Annotated in this window: 17 protein-coding genes; 3 read left to right on the top strand and 14 right to left on the bottom strand. The window is 43.1% G+C overall.

The features are described 5' to 3' along the window. The 6 genes from miaA to SNE26_RS00540 form a co-directional block, all read right to left on the bottom strand. Complete coding sequence (miaA, locus tag SNE26_RS00515) at positions 1 to 918, bottom strand: tRNA (adenosine(37)-N6)-dimethylallyltransferase MiaA (RefSeq protein WP_321557449.1); 918 nt, start codon at positions 916 to 918, stop codon at positions 1 to 3. Between the two features lie 93 nt (positions 919 to 1,011). After that, positions 1,012 to 1,671: a hypothetical protein gene (locus SNE26_RS00520; protein WP_321557450.1), complete on the bottom strand. Its 660-nt coding sequence runs from the start codon at positions 1,669 to 1,671 to the stop codon at positions 1,012 to 1,014. A 41-nt stretch (positions 1,672 to 1,712) separates the two neighbouring features. Next, on the bottom strand, positions 1,713 to 3,125 hold the full coding sequence (locus SNE26_RS00525) for an HD domain-containing protein (protein WP_321557451.1): 1,413 nt from the start codon (positions 3,123 to 3,125) through the stop codon (positions 1,713 to 1,715). Positions 3,126 to 3,454: 329 nt separating this feature from the next. After that, positions 3,455 to 4,024 (bottom strand): L-threonylcarbamoyladenylate synthase, encoded by a 570-nt coding sequence (locus SNE26_RS00530; protein WP_321557452.1) that lies wholly within the window; start codon positions 4,022 to 4,024, stop codon positions 3,455 to 3,457. After that, the gene (locus tag SNE26_RS00535) at positions 4,017 to 5,141 is read right to left on the bottom strand and encodes a glycosyltransferase family 1 protein (protein WP_321557453.1); all 1,125 of its coding nucleotides are present in this window, start codon (positions 5,139 to 5,141) and stop codon (positions 4,017 to 4,019) included. Before SNE26_RS00535 ends, SNE26_RS00530 begins: the two co-directional genes overlap by 8 nt. Positions 5,142 to 5,234: 93 nt before the next feature. Beyond that, positions 5,235 to 6,050: a 2,3,4,5-tetrahydropyridine-2,6-dicarboxylate N-succinyltransferase gene (locus tag SNE26_RS00540; RefSeq protein WP_110587267.1), complete on the bottom strand. Its 816-nt coding sequence runs from the start codon at positions 6,048 to 6,050 to the stop codon at positions 5,235 to 5,237. Positions 6,051 to 6,656: 606 nt separating this feature from the next. On the opposite strand from SNE26_RS00540, the gene SNE26_RS00545 reads away from it, so the two are divergent. Then, positions 6,657 to 6,851: a hypothetical protein gene (locus SNE26_RS00545; RefSeq protein ID WP_321557454.1), complete on the top strand. Its 195-nt coding sequence runs from the start codon at positions 6,657 to 6,659 to the stop codon at positions 6,849 to 6,851. Between the two features lie 224 nt (positions 6,852 to 7,075). After that, positions 7,076 to 7,489: an RNA-binding S4 domain-containing protein gene (locus SNE26_RS00550; protein WP_321557455.1), complete on the top strand. Its 414-nt coding sequence runs from the start codon at positions 7,076 to 7,078 to the stop codon at positions 7,487 to 7,489. Positions 7,490 to 7,615: 126 nt separating this feature from the next. On the opposite strand, the gene SNE26_RS00555 is transcribed toward SNE26_RS00550, so the two are convergent. Both SNE26_RS00555 and SNE26_RS00560 read right to left on the bottom strand, forming a co-directional pair. Beyond that, positions 7,616 to 8,095, bottom strand: coding sequence for a nucleoside deaminase (locus SNE26_RS00555; protein ID WP_321557456.1), 480 nt, complete (start codon positions 8,093 to 8,095; stop codon positions 7,616 to 7,618). Positions 8,096 to 8,292: 197 nt separating this feature from the next. After that, complete coding sequence (locus SNE26_RS00560) at positions 8,293 to 8,886, bottom strand: OmpH family outer membrane protein (RefSeq protein WP_321557457.1); 594 nt, start codon at positions 8,884 to 8,886, stop codon at positions 8,293 to 8,295. A gap of 632 nt (positions 8,887 to 9,518) precedes the next feature. Between SNE26_RS00560 and gyrB the strand changes: the two genes are divergently transcribed. Beyond that, the gene (gene gyrB, locus SNE26_RS00565) at positions 9,519 to 11,477 is read left to right on the top strand and encodes a DNA topoisomerase (ATP-hydrolyzing) subunit B (RefSeq protein ID WP_321557458.1); all 1,959 of its coding nucleotides are present in this window, start codon (positions 9,519 to 9,521) and stop codon (positions 11,475 to 11,477) included. A gap of 108 nt (positions 11,478 to 11,585) precedes the next feature. On the opposite strand, the gene SNE26_RS00570 is transcribed toward gyrB, so the two are convergent. The 6 genes from SNE26_RS00570 to SNE26_RS00595 all read right to left on the bottom strand — a co-directional run bounded on the left by SNE26_RS00570 (position 11,586) and on the right by SNE26_RS00595 (position 22,479). Continuing rightward, positions 11,586 to 14,384: a S8 family peptidase gene (locus SNE26_RS00570; protein ID WP_321557459.1), complete on the bottom strand. Its 2,799-nt coding sequence runs from the start codon at positions 14,382 to 14,384 to the stop codon at positions 11,586 to 11,588. A 97-nt stretch (positions 14,385 to 14,481) separates the two neighbouring features. Further along, positions 14,482 to 15,312, bottom strand: coding sequence for a M57 family metalloprotease (locus SNE26_RS00575; protein ID WP_321557460.1), 831 nt, complete (start codon positions 15,310 to 15,312; stop codon positions 14,482 to 14,484). Between the two features lie 259 nt (positions 15,313 to 15,571). Continuing rightward, complete coding sequence (locus tag SNE26_RS00580; protein ID WP_321557461.1) at positions 15,572 to 16,036, bottom strand: aspartyl protease family protein; 465 nt, start codon at positions 16,034 to 16,036, stop codon at positions 15,572 to 15,574. A gap of 258 nt (positions 16,037 to 16,294) precedes the next feature. Continuing rightward, positions 16,295 to 16,924 (bottom strand): response regulator transcription factor, encoded by a 630-nt coding sequence (locus SNE26_RS00585; RefSeq protein ID WP_321556205.1) that lies wholly within the window; start codon positions 16,922 to 16,924, stop codon positions 16,295 to 16,297. A gap of 70 nt (positions 16,925 to 16,994) precedes the next feature. Beyond that, positions 16,995 to 19,853: a histidine kinase gene (locus tag SNE26_RS00590; RefSeq protein WP_321557462.1), complete on the bottom strand. Its 2,859-nt coding sequence runs from the start codon at positions 19,851 to 19,853 to the stop codon at positions 16,995 to 16,997. A 346-nt stretch (positions 19,854 to 20,199) separates the two neighbouring features. After that, positions 20,200 to 22,479 (bottom strand): BamA/TamA family outer membrane protein, encoded by a 2,280-nt coding sequence (locus SNE26_RS00595; protein ID WP_321557463.1) that lies wholly within the window; start codon positions 22,477 to 22,479, stop codon positions 20,200 to 20,202.

A 22,479-nucleotide genomic window follows, 5' to 3' on the forward strand; every position in this document is an offset into this window, starting at 1 on the left:
TTATGTCAGGGTTTCAATGGTTTTGATCATCTGGTCAATAACGTCGGGAGCCCCGGCATCAAACCAAATAAAACTTTTATCTTTTCTGAACCAGGTGAGTTGTCTTTTAGCAAAGCGCCTGGTATTTTGTTTTATAAGTAAAAGTGCTTCATCAAGGGTGATTTTGCCGTCAAAGCAATCAAACAGCTCCGAATAGCCAACCGTATTTAACGCATTTAAATCACGGAAGGGCAGAAGAGATTTTACTTCGTCTATGAGGCCCTGTTTAACCATCAGATCAACTCTAAGATTAATTCGGTCATACAAGTTAGCCCGCTGCATATCAAGCGCCAGTTTTATGATGTTGAAAGGCCGTTTGTTAATGGTAGCGTTGCGGTAAGATGAAAAAGGTTTGCCCGTTGTTTCAAAAACCTCTAATGCCCTTATAATTCGCTGAGGGTTGTTTATATCAACCTGGGCATAATAATCAGGGTCGGCTTGTTTTAGCTTTTCCTGTAATGGGGTGATCCCTTCTTCTTCAAGTTGCCGGTTTAGTTTATCGCGTACAGCAATATCGGCAACAGGTAAATCATCAAAGCCTTCGCAAATAGCTTTAATATACAGGCCCGATCCCCCGGCCAGGATCACTTTATCGTGTGTTTTAAAAAGCTCATTTAACAGTGTAAGCCCCTGCTTTTCAAAGTCGCCAACAGAAAAGCTTTCGGTTATGGAATGCGAATTGATAAAGTAATGTTGGGCTGCGGCTAACTCTTCAGCATCGGGTTTAGCGGTGCCAATGCTCATCTCCCTGAAAAACTGCCTTGAATCGGCCGAAGCTACAGCCGTATTGAAGTGTTGTGCCAGCTTAATGGCCGCCGCCGTTTTACCCACCGCGGTAGGCCCGGCAACTACAATAAGGGTTGGAGAATGAGAGTTCATAGATTAGCCCCTCTAAATCTCCCCTAAAGGGGAGACTTTTATCAGGTTTATATTTTTAAAGCCCTCTCCCTTTAGGGGAGGGTTGGGTAGGGCTTAATAATCGTCGCTACCGCCGCGGCTCGGCCTTTCGTCGTCATCAAAGCCTTCATCATCACTAAACTCGTTACCGAATTCATCTTCTTCCTCTTCTTCTTCACCGGCGGTGTGTTTTTCTTCCGGCAGATCATCGGTATCCGTAACTTCCGAAAAATCTTCGGCATCCTCCGGGTTAAAAGCCATTTCGTTCAAAAAGTCGAAATCTTCGGTAACAGGCGGTAAAACGGTTGGGTTAAATGCGTTGCCGAATTGTTTTGGGGCTTCGCCAACTGATTTTACAACAGAAGGGTAAGTGGTACCCGGTGTTTCATCTAAAATGATCTTCATCAGTTCAACATGGAAATCAAACGGACGATCGAAATTGAATGTGTAGTAAAATTTTTGATGCGGATCATCGATAAAACTTAACAGCTTTACTTTATTCATTAATGACACACCACGGTCAATACGCCTTTGGTTAGGCAGGTAAGTTATTTCTTCACCCTTTGTCCATTGATCATTGCTGATATAAAATGATGAAGAAAATTCCGGATTGTACCCGGTTGACTGATGAATTGCGCGGTGAAGATCTTCGAAAGTTTGATTTGATTTTACATCAATTTCTCTCGTAACGTCATCGTAGTCTTCAAAAGTAACCCTGAACCTGTATACTGCCATTGCTTATTGTAGATTTTGGACAAAAATAATAATGTTTTAATTTAATTTGGGTCAGTCACAACTTTTAAGCCAATTTCCATGCCTTTGCTAATTGTAAAGGTTAATGCGGCCTCGCGATTGTTGGGAATTTCGCCTTCTAATATAGCTTCCCTGATCTGATTTTTGATTATTCCTACCTCCCGGCCTTCTTTTATACCAAACATGGTCATAATATCATTGCCTGTAACCGGCGGCTGCCAGTTACGGATGCTATCGCGCTCCTCAACATCTTTTAATTTTTGTTGAACAAGCTCAAAATTGTTACGATACTTTTTAACCTTATATTCATTTTTAGTGGTGATGTCTGCTTTACACAACAACATGAGTGCTTCAATATCATCTCCTGCCTCAAAAAGCAAACGCCGCACTGCCGAATCGGTAACTACGGATTGGGAAAGCACTATCGGCCTTAAATGCAGCTGCACCAGTTTTTGAACCTGCTTCATTTTTTCATTGAGCGGCAGTTTAAGCTGGGCGAAGATCTTGGGCACCATGCGTGCGCCACGGTCTTCATGGCCATGAAAGGTCCAGCCGTGGCCGGGTTCAAAACGTTTGGTGGCCGGTTTGGCTATATCGTGCAATATGGCAGCCCAGCGTAACCAAAGGTCATCGGTGGTTTCGCAAATGTTATCAAGTACCTGCAGGGTATGGTAAAAATTATCTTTATGACCTTTGCCATCTACATAGTCGACCCCGTAAAGGGCTACCATTTGCGGGAAGATCTTGTGCAGCAGCCCGGTATCAAACAAATAATTAAAGCCGATGGACGGTACCGGCGATAGGATGATCTTATTTAGCTCATCGGTAATCCGCTCCTGCGATATAATACTGATCCTGTCGGCAGTGGTTTTAATAGCTTCAACAGCGATATCATCAATCCTGAAATTGAGCTGAGTGGCAAAACGGATGGCGCGCATCATGCGCAGCGGATCGTCAGAAAACGTTTCGTTAGGATTAAGCGGCGTGCGGATCAGCTTGTTTTCCAGGTCGGCTATGCCGTTGAAAGGATCAAGCAGTTCACCAAAAGTATCCGGGTGGAGCGAGATGGCCAGCGCGTTAATCGTAAAATCGCGGCGTTTCTGATCATCTTCCAGAGTGCCGTTTTCCACAATTGGCTTGCGCGAATCACGACGGTATGATTCCTTACGGGCGCCAACAAACTCTACTTCCAGGTCATGATATTTAAGTGATGCCGTACCGAAGTTTTTATAAACTGCCAGCTTAACTTTAAGATTAGCTGCCACTGTTTCTGCAAAAGCAATACCGTTACCAATAATTACAATATCGATATCCTTGGACGGGCGGTTCAGGAAAATATCGCGCACAAAACCACCTATGGCATAGGCCTGTACATTTTGTTCGCCCGCTAAACGGGATATAACAGAAAATACGGGATGCCTGAGGTGTTGCTGCATAGTTTGATGCTTAAAAACGCTAATAAGGGTACAAAGGTAAGATTAATTGGTAAAATGCCCCGGTAAAGTCAAAAGTCCTAAGTATTTTCCTACTTAATAAACAAAACTTTCAGACTTCAGACTTTGGACCTCAGACTTCCGACTTTCTGCACGACAGGGGGTTAACAGGGTTAACACAATTCAAATTATTTTAATTTAAATAATTGATAATCAACATATTAAATATATATAGGGGTTACGCCAAAGATTTTTCAAAAATGTTTCTGTCAAAAGATATTTTCAAAAATGCCTTTTTAGCTAATCACTAATCCCCAACCTCTAATCTCTCGTTAACGCCTCAAAAACTCAAACCTGCCATCAGGAGCCAGCCTCATAATAGTTGAGGGAGTTTTGATCTCTTTGCTGTGCTGTTCAAGGTCAACCACATAATCAACGCCATCAATAATTTCCTGGTCTATCTGCGAAAAATATTGCGGCGAGGGCTTGCCGCTGATATTGGCCGAAGTTGAAACCAAGGGTTTGCGTAAACGCTGGATAAGTTGTTGGCAAAAAAGGGTGTCTTTTACAACCCTGATCCCCACACTGCCATCGGCGGCAATTAATGCCGGTGAAATGTTTTTGGCGCCCGGCATTACCAGTGTTAAAGGGTTTTCTGCGTATTCAATCAGTTCAAAGGCCAGCGGGTTTACTTCGCTGATATAACTTTCCAGCTTGTTTTCGGTATCCAGCAAAATGATCATGCTTTTGGCCTCATCGCGCTGTTTCAGGCGATAGATCTTTTGAATGGCTTCGGTATTGGTGGCATCACAGCCTATTCCCCAAATAGTATCAGTAGGGTAAAGGATAATGCCACCCTCTTGTACTATTTTAAAAGCCCTGGCTACTTCGTCTCTAAGCATGGTTCAAAATATTTTGGTAAAGCTGCATTAATTGCTCGCTTAGTTTATCATCAGTAAAATTGGCTGCATAAGCGCGGCCTTTAATTATCATGTTTTGCCTTAAGCCCTCATCGTTAAGCACGCTGTTTAGTTTTTCGGCAAGACCGGCATCATCATCGGGGTTAACATATAGGCTGTCCGGGCCGCCGGCTTCTTCAAGGCAGGAGCCTGTTGCCGCTATAACCGGGGTGCCGGAGTTTAAGGCTTCCAATACCGGAATGCCGAAGCCTTCGTACCGTGATGGATAAACAAATACCGATGCCAGTTGGTAAACAGCAGGTAACTCTGCAAAGGTAACATCTTTTAAAAACATTACCCGGTGGTTTAAATGGTGGACTGTTAAATAAGCTTTAACTTGTTCTGTGTATTGGGTTTCCTTGCCAACTACTACTAATGTTATATCATCGATATTTTTTAAAGCCTTAACGGTTAGCAGCAGGTTTTTGCGTTCTTCGATAGTGCCAACACTTAATATAAAGCGGTTAGGCAAATTGTATTTTTCTTTTACTGCCGATTTTTGCGCGGCGGTTTGCTCAATAGCAAACGAAGGGTCGCATCCCTGGTAAATAACCTCGATTTTTTTGGGGTTAATGCCGAGCAGTTCAACCAAATCGTTTTTTGTTTTTTGGCTTATAGCGATAATTTGATCCGCAACGCGGCAGGCATGTTTAACCTTAGCAAGGTAAATGCGGTAGTTAACTGCACCAAAATGTTTTGGGTAACGCATAAAGATAAGGTCATGCACGGTAACAACCGACTTAATGCCGGTTTGTTCGATACCCGAAGGCAGCTCGTGGCTTAAACCATGGTACAGTTCAATGCCATCGCGTTTTAGATCTTTAATAATTCCTTTACTGCGCCACCAGGAAGTGAACCATTTGCTTTTTGGGGCAACAGTGCGGATGTTGGGAAAATCGCCAACAAAATTAAGCCGGGGATTGGCTTTTGCCTTTGGCGTATATAAATAAAGGATGTGGGATGGATTGAGCGACGCTATGCCTTTAATTAACCAGCGGCTGTAATTACCTAAGCCGGTATTATTGTAAAAAGCCCGTTTAGCATCGTATCCTATCTTCATGTTTTAGATATGAGATATGAGACGTGAGATATGAGATTAGGAGCAGCTGTTTTGTGCTATCTCAAATCTCATATCTAACATCTCAAATCTAAGCTATACCGCTACGTTGTTTTCACGCAGGGCGTCATTCAATGACGTTTTTTTATCGGTTGATTCCTTGCGGGTACCGATAATCAGGGCGCAAGGCACCTGGTATTCGCCGGCGGCAAATTTTTTGGTATATGAACCCGGAATTACTACCGAACGGGCAGGTACACGGCCTTTATATTCAACAGGGGTGCTATGCGTAACGTCGATAATTTTAGTTGATGCGGTTAATACCACGTTTGCACCTAATACGGCCTCATGCTCAACATGTACGCCTTCAACAACAATGGCACGTGAGCCAATGAAGCAATTATCTTCAATAATAACGGGTGCTGCTTGCAGAGGCTCCAACACACCGCCAATGCCAACGCCACCGCTTAAGTGTACGTGTTTGCCTATCTGCGCACATGAGCCTACGGTAGCCCAGGTATCAACCATGGTGCCTTCATCAACATAAGCACCAATGTTTACATACGATGGCATCATGATAACGCCTTTGGCAAGGTGGGCACCATAACGGGCAATACCATGAGGCACCACACGAACGCCGGTTTGTTTGTAATCGGTTTTGAGCTTCATTTTGTCATGAAAAACAAAAGGACCGGTTTTAATTTCTTCCATCTGCCTGGTAGGAAAATACAAAACAACCGCCTTTTTAATCCACTCATTTACATGCCAGCGTGAGCCAATGGGCTCGGCCACACGGATCTCGCCTTTGTCCAAACGGTCAATAACGGTTTCAATGGCGTTGGTGTATTCATTATAGTTCAGCAGGTTCCTGTCTTCCCAGGCCTCTTCAATCAGTTTTTTAAGATCTTGCATTGGTGAAATTAAACTTTTGGCAAATTAAAGGATTTTTAAGGAAATATATTTAAAAGATTGTATATCATGCAGCAGCGAAGCGGTTAAAAGATTAATTACAACTAAGTGCAGGAAAGGCCTTGACAAAGTATTATGGGTTCTTTAAGAAACCTCTGAGTATAATAACAAATTGCGTATAGTATTTGGGCCTTTATGTGTTTAATATTACACATGTATACAAAATCCGAACAACCAGTTAATATGCTTTAAAAAGCGTTAAGGAAACTTTAATTTTACATAAACGAAAACCAACGTTTAAACTAATTAGGTGTCAAAAGCCTTCCGGACAGCGAGTGTCGGGGAGGCTTACTTTTTTTATTTCAACGAGTGTTTATATGTATAATTCGAGGGTTGGCATAAAAGGATTTTTGGAGGATAACTGGATTTTAAGAGTAGTTCAATCTATTGACATGTGTTTATATTTCCTGGTAAATAAGTTTATAAAACAGTAAACATTAACACTTTATTTATCGTACAAGTGTTTATATCAATCTATTAGCTTTATGAAGATTGATATAATTGTATTAGCCTTTTAATTTATTACTGTTTACCCAATTATTCCCGAGTATGACCCCTTTAGTACTATTTGCAGTTATTTTGCTTTCGGTAGCATTGCTGCTTATCCTTGGCGTTTTGTTTTTTAGCTTACTCAAATACATCCAAAAGCGCTATTACCCACACTGGAAATTCCCTGATTATGTCAGCGTTGGTTATGCCGAATACCTTTATCATAAGTTCATTAAAAAAGACCTGCCCAAGTAAACCGCAAAAAGTCCGGGAATTGCCAACTTTCAATCTATGGCAAGTCGTATTAAAAGCTGTAAATTTGAGACTTGATACTGATACCACCGCTGGGGTAACCGGGGGCAGGTTTGCGTTTCGGTTATAAAAGCATCCCTGAACTGGATGTTTTTGCTTCTACGTAAAAATGATATTGGTAAATTAGCCGACCGACCGGCTTATCGGTATGAAAGAAATTGAATGTTATGGCCGAAAAAGAGAAACTGAGAATAGATAAATACCTGTGGGCCATCCGCGCTTTTAAAACACGTACGCTGGCTTCTGATGCCTGCAAAGCCGGGCGTATAAAGCTGGATGGTAAAAACATCAAACCATCGTACGAGGTGAAAATTGGTGATGTTTACCAGGTAGCAAAAGGCATTGAACGCAAGGTAGTAAAGGTAACCGGCTTGCTCGAAAACCGGGTGGATGCCAAAACTGCTGTGAATTTTTATGAAGATATAACCCCGGTTGAACAAACCCAGGCCTTTAAATCAATGTTCCATGCCCCGATACTTAAGAGGGATCGTGGGACTGGCCGCCCCACCAAGGCCGACAGGCGCGAGATTGATGACCTGAAAGATAATTTTTTTGAGGAAAAGGAAGAGAACCAGGATTAGTCTGAACCAGGATTATACGGATTTCGAGGATTATAGGATTTGCTTCACTGTCTCGTCCTGAAAAAATTTATACTTATGCGGTTTCCTTGAAATCCCATAAATCCGGCAAATCCCCCCCAATCCCGGTCAATAATGCTCCTTATGCTCATTTGTTTCCCAAAGTTTAAAGGCGGTTAACGCTTCATTACGGAGGATCTGCACAAAAGGGAGTTTGCGTTTTTCCATCGTGCAGCCCAGTTCATCATAAATAAAATGATCGTCGAAACCTATCGCGGCGGCATCGGCTTTGGTATTGGCGTAATAAATTTTATCAATCCGGGCCCAGTAAATGGCGCCAAGGCACATAGGGCAGGGCTCGCAGCTGGTATAAATTTCACAGCCCGCTAAATTATAGGTTTCCAGCTCCTGGCAGGCCAGGCGGATCACCGAAACTTCGGCATGTGCGGTAGGGTCATTCGTGGGCACAACACGGTTGGCACTGCGGGCTACGATCATGCCATCCTTAACAATTACAGCCCCAAAAGGGCCGCCTATTCCGCGCTTTACATTGTCTTCAGCCAACTCAATGGCTATGCGCATAAATTTTTCGTGTGCCGTATTCTCCATATTGCCCTAAATTAAAAAACCTCAACCGAAGTTGAGGTTTTAATTTGAAAATGTGTCAATTTGAATATTTGAAAATGGTCGGTAATTTTCAAGTTACCTCATTATCGAATTTCCAATTTGAAAATGTGTCAATTTGAAAATTTGATGATGATAAGTAATTTTCAAATTGCCTCATCATCAAATTTTCAAATCAAGTGTTATTTTTTGTCTTTAGCGTAGGCTTCGTTAAGGCGTTTGGCAACGTCAACGGTAACATCTAAAGATGGATCACCATATAATACGGTTGGATTGGCTTTTGAATAGGTTAACACCAGTTTGTAGCCTTTTTCTTTAGCATAACCTTTTACAAAATCGGCAATTTTATCATACAGTTTAGCATTTTCAGAGGCTTGCTCGTTTTGGAATTCGGCACCTGCATTTTGAGAGTAGCCTTGTAATTCCTGTTGTTTACGCTGTAACTGTTGCTCGGTAGCCTGGCGCTGATCGGCCGGCATAGTAGCCTGGTTTTTCTGGTACTCGGCAACCTGGCGCTGAAAAGCCTGGCCGCGGTTTTGCAGATCGGTTTGTGATGCTTTGCCTTTGTCTTCAAGGCGTTTTGACATATCCTTAAAGTAATCGTACTTGCTTAATAAAGAATCGGAGTTTACATAAACAATGGTTTCTTTATCGGGAGTTGCTGTGGTTGCAGCAGCCGGTTTATCGGCAGTTTTATTTTGGCTGCAAGCGGCAATGCTGCCTGCAATGGCTAATCCTAACGTAAGCTTGGTTAAAGTTGAAGCACTGGTTTTCATTATACTAATCTGAAAATATTATAAAATTTTGACAAAGATAATCTTTCATTGCAAGTATCCTAATCGGATGTGCAGATAATAAGATGTGCAGATTTCAGATGTGCAAATGTGCAGATGATGTTTCTTGCGACAGGTCGTTGTTTGAAGGCGAAGATTTTTTTTCACGCAAAGACGCTAAGCCGCAAAGGTTTGTTTTACTTCAAAGATTTTATGGTGTACAAAGGGATAGAGCGGAATACCGGCCAACGAGCGCAATGCCTGCAGGCGTATGAGCGTATAGCCCGCCCCGTTAACTAACGGGAACGCCCATATTCTGAACCGCGATTTATAGATTTAAGGGCTCCTTGATTTGAATACAAAAATAAGCCCAAACAAACCGGGAAGCCACAAGTGCGTCACCCATGGCCTTCGCTCAAGACTTGCACCATTGGCATTATTAAAATTTCTTAAAATTCTGCCTGTTCTATTAATTCCATAAATTCGGGTTCAGACCAAGTATTCTGTTGATTTTGATTCAGATAATATTGTTTTTTATCACTCCCAAATCCTTTCCACAACTGTACTTTTATCCACAAAAAATCGTTAATCCGGGGTATTTTTTGTAATTTTGAAGATTGTTTCATTAAATAAATATGAGCGAAGAAATTCAGGACAAATCCAATTATTCAGCAGATAATATACAGGTTTTAGAAGGTTTAGAGGCGGTGCGCAAGCGTCCGTCGATGTACATTGGTGATACGGGCGTTAAAGGTTTGCACCACCTTGTATATGAAGTAGTTGATAACTCTATCGACGAAGCTCTTGCCGGTTACTGTGATGATATTAAAGTTACCATACATGTTGGCAATTCCATAACCGTTTCAGATAACGGCCGTGGTATCCCTACGGGTATTAATACAAAAGAAGGTAAATCGGCGCTTGAAATTGTAATGACCGTTTTACACGCCGGTGGTAAATTTGACAAGGATACCTACAAGGTATCGGGTGGTTTGCACGGTGTGGGTGTAAGTTGCGTTAACGCGCTGTCAACCCATGTCAGGACCCTTGTACATCGTGAAGGTAAGATCTTTACACAGGAGTATGAGCGTGGTAAACCTATGTTTGATGTTAAGGAGATAGGGGTATCTGATAAAACAGGTACTATCCAAACTTTCCAGCCCGACCCGGAGATTTTTACTACCACTACCGAATATAAATATGATACGCTGGCTGCCCGTTTGCGCGAGCTTTCATTTTTGAACAAAGGTATCCGTTTGAGCTTAACCGATGAACGCGAAACCCAGGAAGACGGTACTTTCCGTAGCGAGGTGTTTTTCTCAGAAGGCGGTTTGCGCGAATTTGTTAAGTTTTTGGATGGCACCCGTACATCAATTATCCCCGAACCGATTTATGTGGATGGTAACAAAGGCGGTATCCCGGTTGAACTGGCCCTGCAATACAACGACACTTACAGCGAAAACGTTTTTTCGTACGTAAATAATATCAATACCATTGAAGGTGGTACCCACGTAGCGGGTTTCCGCCGTGGTTTAACCCGTACGCTGAAAGCTTATGCCGATAAAGAAGGCTTGCTGAAAAACGTAAAGGTAGAAATCAGTGGCGATGACTTCCGCGAGGGGTTAACTGCCATTATATCGGTAAAAGTTCAGGAACCACAGTTTGAAGGCCAAACCAAAAGCAAGTTGGGTAACAACGAGGTAATGGGTGCGGTTGACGTAGCTGTGGGTGAAATTTTAGGTAACTTTTTAGAGGAAAACCCTAAAGAGGCCCGCCTGATTGTTAATAAAGTAATATTGGCCGCTACTGCCCGCGCCGCTGCCCGCAAAGCGCGCGAAATGGTACAGCGCAAAAGCGTGATGACAGGCTCGGGTTTGCCGGGCAAACTGTCGGATTGTGCCAACAGCGATCCAACCCTTTGTGAGTTATTCCTTGTCGAAGGTGACTCGGCGGGTGGTACCGCCAAGCAAGGCCGTAACCGCGAATACCAGGCTATTTTACCATTACGTGGTAAGATCCTGAACGTGGAGAAAGCCATGGAGCATAAAATTTACGAAAACGAGGAGATCAAGAACATGTTTACCGGTTTGGGTGTAAGCCGCGGTACGCCTGAAGATGATAAAGCCCTAAACTTAACCAAACTCCGTTATCACAAGATCATCATCATGACGGATGCGGACGTGGACGGTTCGCACATTACCACGCTGATCCTTACTTTCTTTTTCCGTTATATGAAGGAGCTGGTTGAGGCCGGTTATGTGTATATTGCTTCGCCGCCGCTTTACCAGGTTAAAAAAGGTAAAGAGTATGAATACTGCTGGAATGATGTGCAGCGTGATGCCGCCATACAACGCCTTAAAGGTGCCGGTAAGGAAGATAGCGTACATGTGCAACGTTACAAAGGTTTGGGTGAGATGAACGATATTCAGCTTTGGGATACTACCATGAACCCGGCAACCCGTACACTTAAACGTGCTACCATTGAAAACGCCGCCGAATGCGACCATACTTTCAGCATGCTGATGGGTGATGAAGTTGCACCTCGCCGCGAGTTCATTGAGCGCAACGCTAAATACGCTAAGATAGATTCATAAATCGCCCCCCGACCCCCTAAAGGGGGAGGGATGGTTGATATATTTTAAAAGCTCGGTTCTCAAAAGAGAACCGAGCTTTTTTGTGGATTTGACAGTGGAGATGATTGTTTAAATCTTTATCAGTTTACCATTATAAACCACTTTGCCATTTAGCTCGATGGTATAAACATAAATGCCTGTCATGAGCTTTACGGGGATGGTGTTTTGCAATTCGTTGATGCTTTTAACCATGTTTAACTTACCATCGGTGCCGTATAATTTAAATTCGTAATTGTTGATATCGCCGCTGATGATATTGATTTGCCCGGCAACCGGGTTGGGGTATATCACAAACTGGCTTGGCTGTAAATAAACGGCATCGGCTATGTTGGAGTAAATGATTTCGTCGTTGGCAGTGGTAAGCTTAGCCCGGTAGTATTGTTTGCCCTGCCGGGGATTATTGTCGGTGTATATATAATTTACCGTTGTACTAACCGGTATGGTGGCTAAAGTATTGTATTGGCCCGCGGCGGTTGTTTTTTCCCAGGTGATGGATTTAAGATTATAAACACTGCCCAATTGAAGGTTGAGCACCACAGTATTGTTGACCACATTGGCCAGTAATGTTTTTACATAGCAGCCAACCCCCTGCGTGGTTGCATCAATGGTATAACTTTTTATGCCTTCAAAACCGCTGCCTGTGGCGCTTACTGCAAAGTAAGTTGAAGTTTGTTGCTGCGTGGGTATAATAATGCTGGTATCGGCGGTTGATGCAAGTTTTTGAAGCAGGTTGTCTTTAATAGTATAAATGCTGTAGCCGGTGCTGCCCGGTTGGGGGTTCCATTGCAGGAGGGTGCCGCTGCTGCAATGGTATCCTACATCAAGTGTTAAAGGTTTTGAAATGCTGAACTCGGCGCTGATAAAAATTTGACTGCCAATATCCATTTTAACCATGGCTTTGGTAAAAACGTTAGGCGCTGCCCAGGTGTAATAACGTTTTTTTAGCGTGGCGTTATTGATGACCTGCCAGGTTTGGCCGTGATCATAGCTAACGCTTATTGTACCCAATGTGGTATTGAATGAGCTTTGCCATCTCAGGTAATTATCCTCGCCGGCAAAAAGCTGGTCGCCGGCCGATGGGTAGATCCATTCAAACCTGTTGGCTATGATCTCCTGGTGGGTAACATAAAATTTTTGAGCCCCGGCAGTAATCTTTCTGCCCTTAACGTGTATCATGTATGTGCCTGCCGCAGGGTTTTGTAAACTTACCTGTTCTGTATTGTTTAAGGTATCTGCCCGTCTTTTTGCCGGAGCAGCTAATGAATCGGCAGAAGGGAAGCTGCTGAGCACCCATGGTAAAATTTGCTGCCCGGATGGGGTGGTGACAGTAAGGTCGAGGTCATTCACCAGTGCCGATGCTGCATTAACAGGCGCTGCGGGGTCGTTCCAGGCTAATGAAACTTTAAGCTCCCGGCAATTTGCGGGGACTGTTATAGGATAATCCGTTTGTGCAGCATTGCTGACCGAACCGGTAAAAATGCGTTTTTCATTGATGGTGTGCAACGCCTCCAATGCATTCAGCGAGCCATAGCCAGTTTTATGACTTGGCCCGGATGAGCCTGTTTCATCGGCCGAGTTAATGAGTACACTTTTTATGAGTGCGGCAGAGGGCAGGTGTTGGTTTTGTGTTTTATAGGCCTGCTGTAGTAATGCCACAGTGCCAGATACCAGGGCTGCAGCACCAGAAGTACCGTCTTCACCATCGGCAATCAATTCGGGTTTGATGCGGCCATCATATGTTGGCCCGGCCGAGCTTAAGGGTTCGGGGGCACCTGTTCTGCCGGTGCCGCCAACTACCAATACATTTTTAGCCTGCTTAAAATCGCCCGAGAGGTTGGCTACCCCGCTTATGCCGCTGTACACCCCGCTTTCGGGCGCGGAAGTGCCGATATTGCCCGATGAAAATACATGCACCAGCGAGTCGTTTTCAAAAATCTGCTGATCATAAGCGGCACTTTCGGCCCCATAATAATTTTCAATGCCGGTGCCATACGAGTGGTTTTGCACCGAAATCCTGAATGATTTAAAAATGGAGGTGCTATCGGGCATTAATTGTTCAAATGATGATGAGGTGAAATTTACTTTGGGTGCGGCCCCCAAACCTTTAATGTATGAGTTTCCGTTGCCGCCTATAAGTGTTGCCATAGTGGTAGCATGCCCCGATGTGATATCGGATGTTTTGAATGATGTGAAGCTGCGGCCTAACAGGTCGAGGTCATTGTCATAGCGGTCTTCTTTTACAGAAACATTAATGCCGGATCCTGTTACTCCCGGAAAATTAGCCCCTATAGCCGACATGGTATTTAAGCCGAGGTCGATATCGTTAATGGCAAGTTCTTCATGAGGCCGGCGCAGCTCATTGGCAAATAGTATATAGTCCTGCTGCAGTAAGGCCGGCAGGTTTTCTAATTTGATATTGAGGCGTACCAGGTTGCCGGTTTGGCCGGTAATGGTTCCGGATTGTTGGATGTGGCTGATAACGGTGTCATTAACAGCAGTAACCGTAACCTCAATAGCTTGTGTGCGTGCCGGATGCTGTTTCCAGCTTTTCGCAAGGTTATCCGAAGCTTTCCAGATGGGAGAAGCGGCGCTGTTATTTATAATATTAGCATCGCTTTTGATGGCTGAGGCTGATGATACTACATAATAGTTATAGGAAACCCGTTTGATGATATTGTATTTCCGGTTATCGATATGTGCCGGATCTTTAAATTTTACAAGGTAATACTGGTTGGGATTTTTTTGCGGAGATAAAGATGTTGCCTTATAAAGTGAAACAATTACCTCATCGCTCATGTGTTTTTGTGACCATGACACCTTAAAGCATAAAAAAAGGAGTAATACGGTAACAGGTATTCTTTTTATCATAGGCGGTAATGTGATCAAAACCAATAAAGGGGAGCTGCAGCATCCCCTTCATTGATAAAGCTATTTAGTTGAAATGTAAAAACAACTATAGGCGTTATTAGTATAAATAATTTAACGCTACCTGATCGTTGGCATTGAACGTACGGTCGGTACCGCTTGAGCAGGCTAACATCCATGAACCGGCATCGGCTTTGGTTGGTGTGCCCGGAATGTTGATAGCGCCAATACCTGCCGAACCTTCGTTTACATGTCGGCCACCGCAGCTGAAAGCGCGGTTCATATAGTCGGTATGACGGAAACCGATGCAATGGCCCAGCTCATGTTGAATAACTGATGTTACATAACCCAGATCAGGGTTTGCACCATAAGCCTGTTCGTTGGTATTCATCTGGATCTGGTTATATGGGTTGCCCGATGAAGTAGGGAAGCCTGATGAACCTAAGGTAATATAACCACCGCTTGGCCCCTCGTTAAAGCCGATGATCTGGATTGTACCGCCGCTGCTTACCATTTGAAACTTAAGTGTAAGGTTTAACGCATTGTAACGTGCAACCGCTGCGGTAGCCGCGTTAAGGTAAACAGTAGGTAAATTTGAAACCGATACGGTTACCGTTCTGGGCAGGTTTTTAACCAGGTTTGTAGTACGGTATTGTTCAACATCAGCAATTCTTAAGGTAGGGCTGGTGCTTGCTTCAGATAAATTGGCCTGGGTTAAGAGAATATCTCCTTCAACAAGATATCCATTGCCCTGTTTGCGCACTTCATCGGTACTGAAGCCTAAGTTTGAAATGCTTTTCAGTACATCATCCGGGATAGCGGTTTGGCTGGCGGTTGTAGTTTTTGCAGCCTTGTCTTTTGAACAGGAGAATAGTACAGAGACCCCGACAAGCACGCTTAATCCGATCCCTAATAATAGTTTTCTTTTCATTGTTTTCGTTACGTTTTAGATGTAAATGAAGAATTAATTTCAGCAACCGGCCAGTGCTATTAACTTATACGCAATATATAAATAAAATGTTATGAATTTATTAATAGAAAATAGCAAAAAAATATTCTTTTTAGGAATTATTATCGTTTTATCCTATTGATATCGAAATTATAATTGTCATTTTGACTATTATGCCAATTATAGATTTGTTTTAACTGGTGGCGTATTTTGGGGGCACAACTTGTGGATTAGTTAAAAATCATTTCAGGATATGCAAGGCCTTACGTTTGCCCGACAGTGGCTTTTTTAGTTTCAGCACCTGTTTTCCATAATCAATAACCGCTTTATACTTCATTAAAATATCCCCGCCCAAAACACCCAATACCTGCGGGTACCCCATTTGGCCGTAGGCTACATTAATGGTGGAAAGGTCAAGTACAGCTACTTCAAATTCAGCAATAGGTAAGTCGCCGATGTGCAGGTCACTTACTGTTGCTGTAAAAGATTCCATGGTATTGGTGCCGAGGCCCGTGGAGAGTTTATCGCTGGCTAAGATGTTCATGGTTTCATTGGCTTCGGAAAGCATCGTTTGATCAAAAGCGGTTTTTGACGCGCCGGTATCCAGCACCATAATAAAAGTTTTTCCAAATAACCCAACTTCAACCAGCGGGTGAAAACCATCATCATGCAGGTCGATAATACGGAGCGGGACAGATATCATCATTGCGGATATGCCAATTACAGATGTGCAAATGTGCAGATTAAAGCAGTGATTCCTATTGGTCGTGTTAGAAAAAAAATGCAGCGATAACTTTAAGATTTATAAAATGCCATCTTTCAGGGCTCAATCTTTCAATTGTGATAAGGTTTAGGCATTAAAACCACTAAAGAGGGAAGTTAATTTAAACATAGCCTTTTAGTTTCTTTATGGCGCTAAATTAGCCTTAACCATTAAGCCCTGCAATACTGAAAAAGTAGTATATCAAATTGCGCGGAATTTATTAATCGCTTCTACTTTGTTTTGTACCTGCAGCTTGATGTAGGTATTGCGAATGTGTTTTTTAACGGTACCGGTAGTAATTTCAAGGCGATCGGCAATTTCTTTGTACTGGAGGCCGCGCGCCAGGTGGTTAAGTACTTCAACCTCGCGCTCTGTGAGGTTTTCGGCGGCAACAGTGGCAGGTTTTGCAGCAGCAGTATTAAATGATGCGATGACCCTGCGTGAGATATAGGCGCTCATGGGCGAACCGCCGGCCGCGATTTCGGTAATGGCATTCCTGATCTCATCGGCCGATGATTCTTTGAGCATATAGCCTGTTGCGCCGCTCTTTAGCGATTCAAAAATATTGGTATTGTCGTCGTTGATGGTACACATCAAAAATTCGGCATCCGGGAGCAGGGGCTTGGCCCGCCGTATAAATTCAATGCCCGACATGCCTTCAAGGTTTATGTCAACGATAAAAATATCGGGTTTAAGCTCGTTTATCTTTTTTAATACGGCTTCGGCATTAGCGTATGAGCCCATCAAACTTACGCCGCTCATATCATGAATAATCTGTTCCAGCCCGCGCCGGTAATGTAAATTATCCTCTAACAAAATTATCTGGAGCATGCTTACGGTCAATATAAAATGCTAATGTCCTAAATTATGCCGGCTTTCTTTATACCTATTATGGGGTAGTTTAAAGGTTTAGTTTAAGGCTGATGGATGTTCCTTTGCCCGGGGCAGTATCAATTTTTAGTTCGGCATTCAATCTTTTTGCACGTGCATAAATATTACGGATCCCCATGGTTTCGTGTTTACGAACGTCGGGGTCAAAGCCCCGGCCGTCGTCACGGATACTGATCTGCAGCCGGTTTTTGTAAAGGTTGATTTCCAGAAAAGCGTTTTGCGCCTTTGAATGTTTGACAATATTATTTAAAACCTCTTTCACAAGGAGGTATACCTGGCGCCTTTTTTCGCCGCTGATGGTAGCCCCGGTTTCGCTAACCGAGGCATTTACATGAAGGGAGATCTTGCTGTATTCAAATATTTTAACGGCCTGTTTATGAATAAAACCGGCCAGGTTGCTCACCTCGTCATTTTCAGCATCGAGGCTCCAGATAATCAGCCGCATTTGGGTAGCTATATCGGTAATAGCTTCATGAATGGCATCAATCTCCTTAAAAGCAGGCTGATCGGCTACTTTTTGGCTAAGTAATTCGGTTCGCAGCTTAATGCCGGAGATGCTTGCCCCCAAATCATCATGCACCTCACTGCTGATGCGCTGGCGTTCACGCTGTAGGGCAAGGGCATTTTCATAGTCCTTTTTTTGCAGGCCGATGATGGACTGATAATATTTTTGTACCAGCAAAAAAACGATGATTATAGCACATAGAACAGCCACAATCTGCAGCCATAGCTGCTGGTACCATAAAGGTATAACGGCAAATTTAAAAATGAGCGGGGGGCTTAACTGGTTAAAGCGATCGGCGGCCACCGCTTCCAGCTCATAGTTTCCGGGGGGGAGCAGGTCGAACCGTTTTTCGCCGGATGGAGCAGTGCTCCAATTTTTGTCGACACCCCTGAGCCTGAAGCGGTATTGTATTTTACCCATGCTTTTGTAGGATAGGGCAACACAGTTAAATACAACGGGCCGGCCGTAAGTAAAGCTGCTTTGAGTTCCGGGTATTCCGTCATTAATCAATACCGGCCTGGGCAGGCCCGTATTCCCTAAATTTTGAGTAACTGCTATGCCCTGATCGGTGGCTATATAATAATCATGGCCATTCTGCACTACATCGGCAACGTTATCTGAGGGGAGCCCGTTACTGGTATTGAGCAAGCTTATGCGGTAATTGTGATAATTATTACTGAAGCTGATAATGCTTACGCCATTTGCGGTACAGGCCCATAGTGTATTGGCATCTGTCCATACCAGTTTACGGATGTCACCTGAAAAAATAACAGGAGATCTAAACCGAACAATTTTTTCGCCGGCCAGCAAAAACACTCCCTGGGCTTCGGTACCTATCGCGCATACTTCATTATTTGATGCCAGGCATTTAACAACATTTATTCCGTTCCTGGCCAATATTCGGACCCTGATAAGATTGTTAGGAGTGGGTGCAAACTGGTATAACCCATAAAGTGAACCTATCAACAGGCTGTTTTTATACTTGGTAAGAGATGTTGTACGTATAGGCTTAAATCTATAGCCCTGGTCATGCTTGAGCTGATTTGTCAATATAATAACATTGTCTTGTGAAATAAAACACACTGTATCATGTTGCTGCGTGATTGCCTTTATTGGACCTTTGGCATATTTTACCGGGTGCCATGATAACGGGTTGCTATTGGACACATCTAACCCGAATAAGCCGTTATCGGTACCAATCATGAGCCTGTCGCCAGTAATTGTGACCAGGCTGGTTATCCGGTTAAAATCAGACCTGTCCTGCTTTATAGTTATGCTGCCTAATGGTGGGATCGGATTTACACCGAGTTTTATGTAATTAAGTACACTTAAAACGTGCCCGGTAAAAAGATAGCCCCCGGCAACGCCCAGTTTTAAAACATCCTCATTCGCCAGGCCGCTTTCTTTGTTAATGATTTTTACTTCGGGATTGGTACACAAAAAAAAGCCTTTGTCATAACTGCCAAACCATAAATTATTTCCCCGGTCAATAAGGGTTGAGGTGGTAATATGATTATTAAGGTAATTTTTCCGTTCGCCGGTAAGATAGTTTATAATGTACGTCCCCTGTTTTACCGTTGTAACAGTAAAGGTATTTTTACCGGTAAGATAAACCGAAGTTACATTGCCGGTAAAATAGATTTTATTGAGAGAAGTGATTCCGCTTTTTTGATACTGGTAAACGTGCACCCAATCTTTAGTTAGCAATAACAGGTAATTTTGCTGTATAGCCAATCGGTAAGGTTTGGTATTGGTATTAGCCGTTTGATAACTTAACTGCCCTGCCGATAGCTCTTGTTCAAGTATTTTAAGGTCATTTTCTGATAAGATGAACTCTTCTCCGTCCGTACCATAAATATACCCGTTCAAATGCTGGATAGTGTGTCTTCCCGATTTTAACTCATCAAAATGATATACTGTAGTGCTAAGCCTATAATTTACGCAAAGCTCGTTATACCGGTTAAAAAAGAGATTGGCAAAAGGTAATACTGTTACTTTTTGAGGTGAACTTAGCTTATGTATAAGTCCGTCTTCATAGTAACAAACGCGATAATTATTGCAGTAAAAAAAAATCCGGTGGTAATTATCCTCTGCTATCCGGAAACACTCATTGTTTTCGAGCCCATCGGCGGATGTGAAATTTTTAAAATGCTGACCATCAAACCTGCTCACACCTTTATCCGTGGCTATCCAGATAAAACCCCTGCTGTCCTGCATTAAATAATAAACCCGTGAACTGGGCAGGCCATCAGGTGCACTGTAGTTTTTCAGGTAAACTTCCTGGTAGGGAATACTGGCATATACGCCGGAAAATAAAAATTGAGTTAATATTAAAAGTTTAAAAAAAAAGCTTTTTAACGGCATTTTATTATTGGTATCAATTTTAACATCGCTGACTTTTTAACAATATACAATGATACGGTGTATGGCTTTGTTGTATACCGATAAATATAAAAAGAAATGCTATTGTAAATAAATACAGTTTGAATAATCAAAGGACCGGATGCTCTTTTGATCCCCTGTGCCACAATAGCACGCGTATAGTAATCTTATTTGTCTTGTATGTTACTAATGTATGTATAAAGTGTTATTTATTAATAAAATACATATTAAAGAAAGCAACGCAATCCTTTTGGGCAATTGTGCGAACCCCTTGCCTCGTTATACAACAAACACTATACCCCGGCTTTCGTTATGCCGGGAAGTCAGATTAAAACGGATACCCGATAGCCAGGTTAAATACGCTTCGGTTAAAGTTGAAATCCCAGCGTGGCTCATTGGCACGCACATACGGTGTACGGAGCGGGATACCCAGGTCGGTGCGGAGCACCAGCACGGTTAAATCAAACCTTAAACCGAAACCGACATCAACGGCAAAATCGTTGTAAAACTTGTTACTAAACACCGCTCCGGGTTGTTGACTATTGGAGTGCAGTAACCAAATGTTACCAGCATCAACAAACAATGCACCGCGTACAATACTGAACAGCTTTGGCCGATATTCGATATTGGCCTCTATTTTAATATCGCCCGATTCATCCGGCAAAAATCCACCGGTACCTACGCCTGTTTGAGGATCAAACGAACCTGGGCCAATAGCCCTTGCCCTGAAACCGCGTAAGCTGTTTGGCCCGCCGATGAAGAACTGCTGACTGTATGGTAACTGGGTTGAGTTGCCATAAGGTAAACCAACGCCTACAATAAACCTCGTTGCAATGGTACTGTTCGGGCCGGTTTTATGGAAATACCTGATCTCATTTTCAAACTTTACAAACTGGTTAAATATCGCGCCAAATAGCTTTTTAGGTTTACCACCTGCACTATCGGCACCAGTTACTAAACCGTATATATTGTTTGAGAGGGTAACCTTACCATTATAATAAAACGTATTGGTGCGGTAATCTTCGTTGGTGTTAGTAAAGGTATAACTGTAGCTTGGGCCTAATATAAACTGCTTGTCAATTACGTGCTTTAAAGCTGGATTTACCGGGCCGTTAACAGGACTGATGCTTTGTTTATATTCATCAGATACGCTCAACGGATTCACAAATTGGAAGTTGATCAGGTTAAGCTCATGTGAACGGTGCTCTGTTTCGCGCCACTGGTAGCCGAATGATAAATTAAACGAATTTAAATTATACAGCTTTTGACGGTTTACGATAGAATAACCCAGGCTCAGGTTAGTATGCGGAATGTATGCATCAGCCGCTTTTGGATAAATAGGCCCGATAAACCGCGGCCACGAAAGCGTCGTCTGGATACCGGCCTGGTACACGTTATATCCGGCGTTTTGCCCGCCAGCCTGTACATCTGTACTTCCAAATAAGGTGATCTTTAAAGATTCGGCACCTTTAAAAGCATTGCGGTTGAGCCAGTTTAAGTTAACCTGTGTACCGGTATAGTTAGCCGATGTGGTGCGGCCTAAAATATCCAGCGACAGCGATTTCTTTTTGTACTGGGTTAAAAAGTAGTAAACATTAAGCTTTGACGAATCTGCCGATACATCATCGAACCTGTTTTTTACAAATTTATAAGGGCCAAGGTTAATAAAGCGGTTCAACGAATTGTTGTGTGCCGTACGGTTATAAACCTGGCCGGGGCGCATTAGTACGGTGTTGGCAAATACATAGGTATGTACCGTGTTACGGCGCTCAACAATATTATACCATTTGTAAAAGATGGCTTTATCCTTCATTAACGAGGTATCCCTTAATGAATAACTTGGGTAAACATAGATATTATCAATAGTATAGATGTTTTTGGCCCTGCCCGGGGTTTCATTCTTCACAGCTACAAAAATATCAACCTGGTGACCGGCAATGGTGCTATCCACATGCATGATCAGGTCTTCAGGTGCGAAGTAGTAAAAGCCCTCTTCCTTCAGTCGTGCGTCAATACGTAAGCGCTCGGTTTTGATAACATCAAGGTTATATTTATCACCGGTTTTTAACAGTGTTTTTGCCGATGTTCCTGCAACCGCCGTATCAATAGTGCTTTTACCCTGCGGGAACACTATCTTCCTGATCTTGTACCCCGGCCCGGTTACCGCGGTATATACAGCTTTAGCAACCTTTGATGACGGTTTTTTGCTTACGGTATCGCCGGTTACCTGCGCCTGGAAGTAGCTTTCATTTTGTAGCCTGTTTTGCAGGATATTGCTGTTTTGCTCTGGATTAACAGCACTGATCAGTACAGGGGGCTCGCCTTTTTTATTGAGCCAGTGCGCCAGGCCTTTGGTTTTATTGGTCTTGGTTTTAAAGTACAGCCAAAGCTTAAAGCGCAAACCAAGTATTTTACTGTTAGGTACCGGCCTTAATAAAGCGCCGAGCTCTTCGCTTAGTGCACTCTTCTCACTTTTTTTCAGGGTTGAGTCTTTTATCACTACCTCACCCCCTGTGTAAAGTTTTTGACCGGGCGCCAGGAATTTAGTGGTACTGCAGGCGCTCAGTAAAACAGATGATAACAGTATATATTTTAAAGGTTTGATCAT

Origin of the sequence: Mucilaginibacter sp. cycad4 (assembly GCF_034263275.1) — a bacterium.
Classification (GTDB): domain Bacteria; phylum Bacteroidota; class Bacteroidia; order Sphingobacteriales; family Sphingobacteriaceae; genus Mucilaginibacter.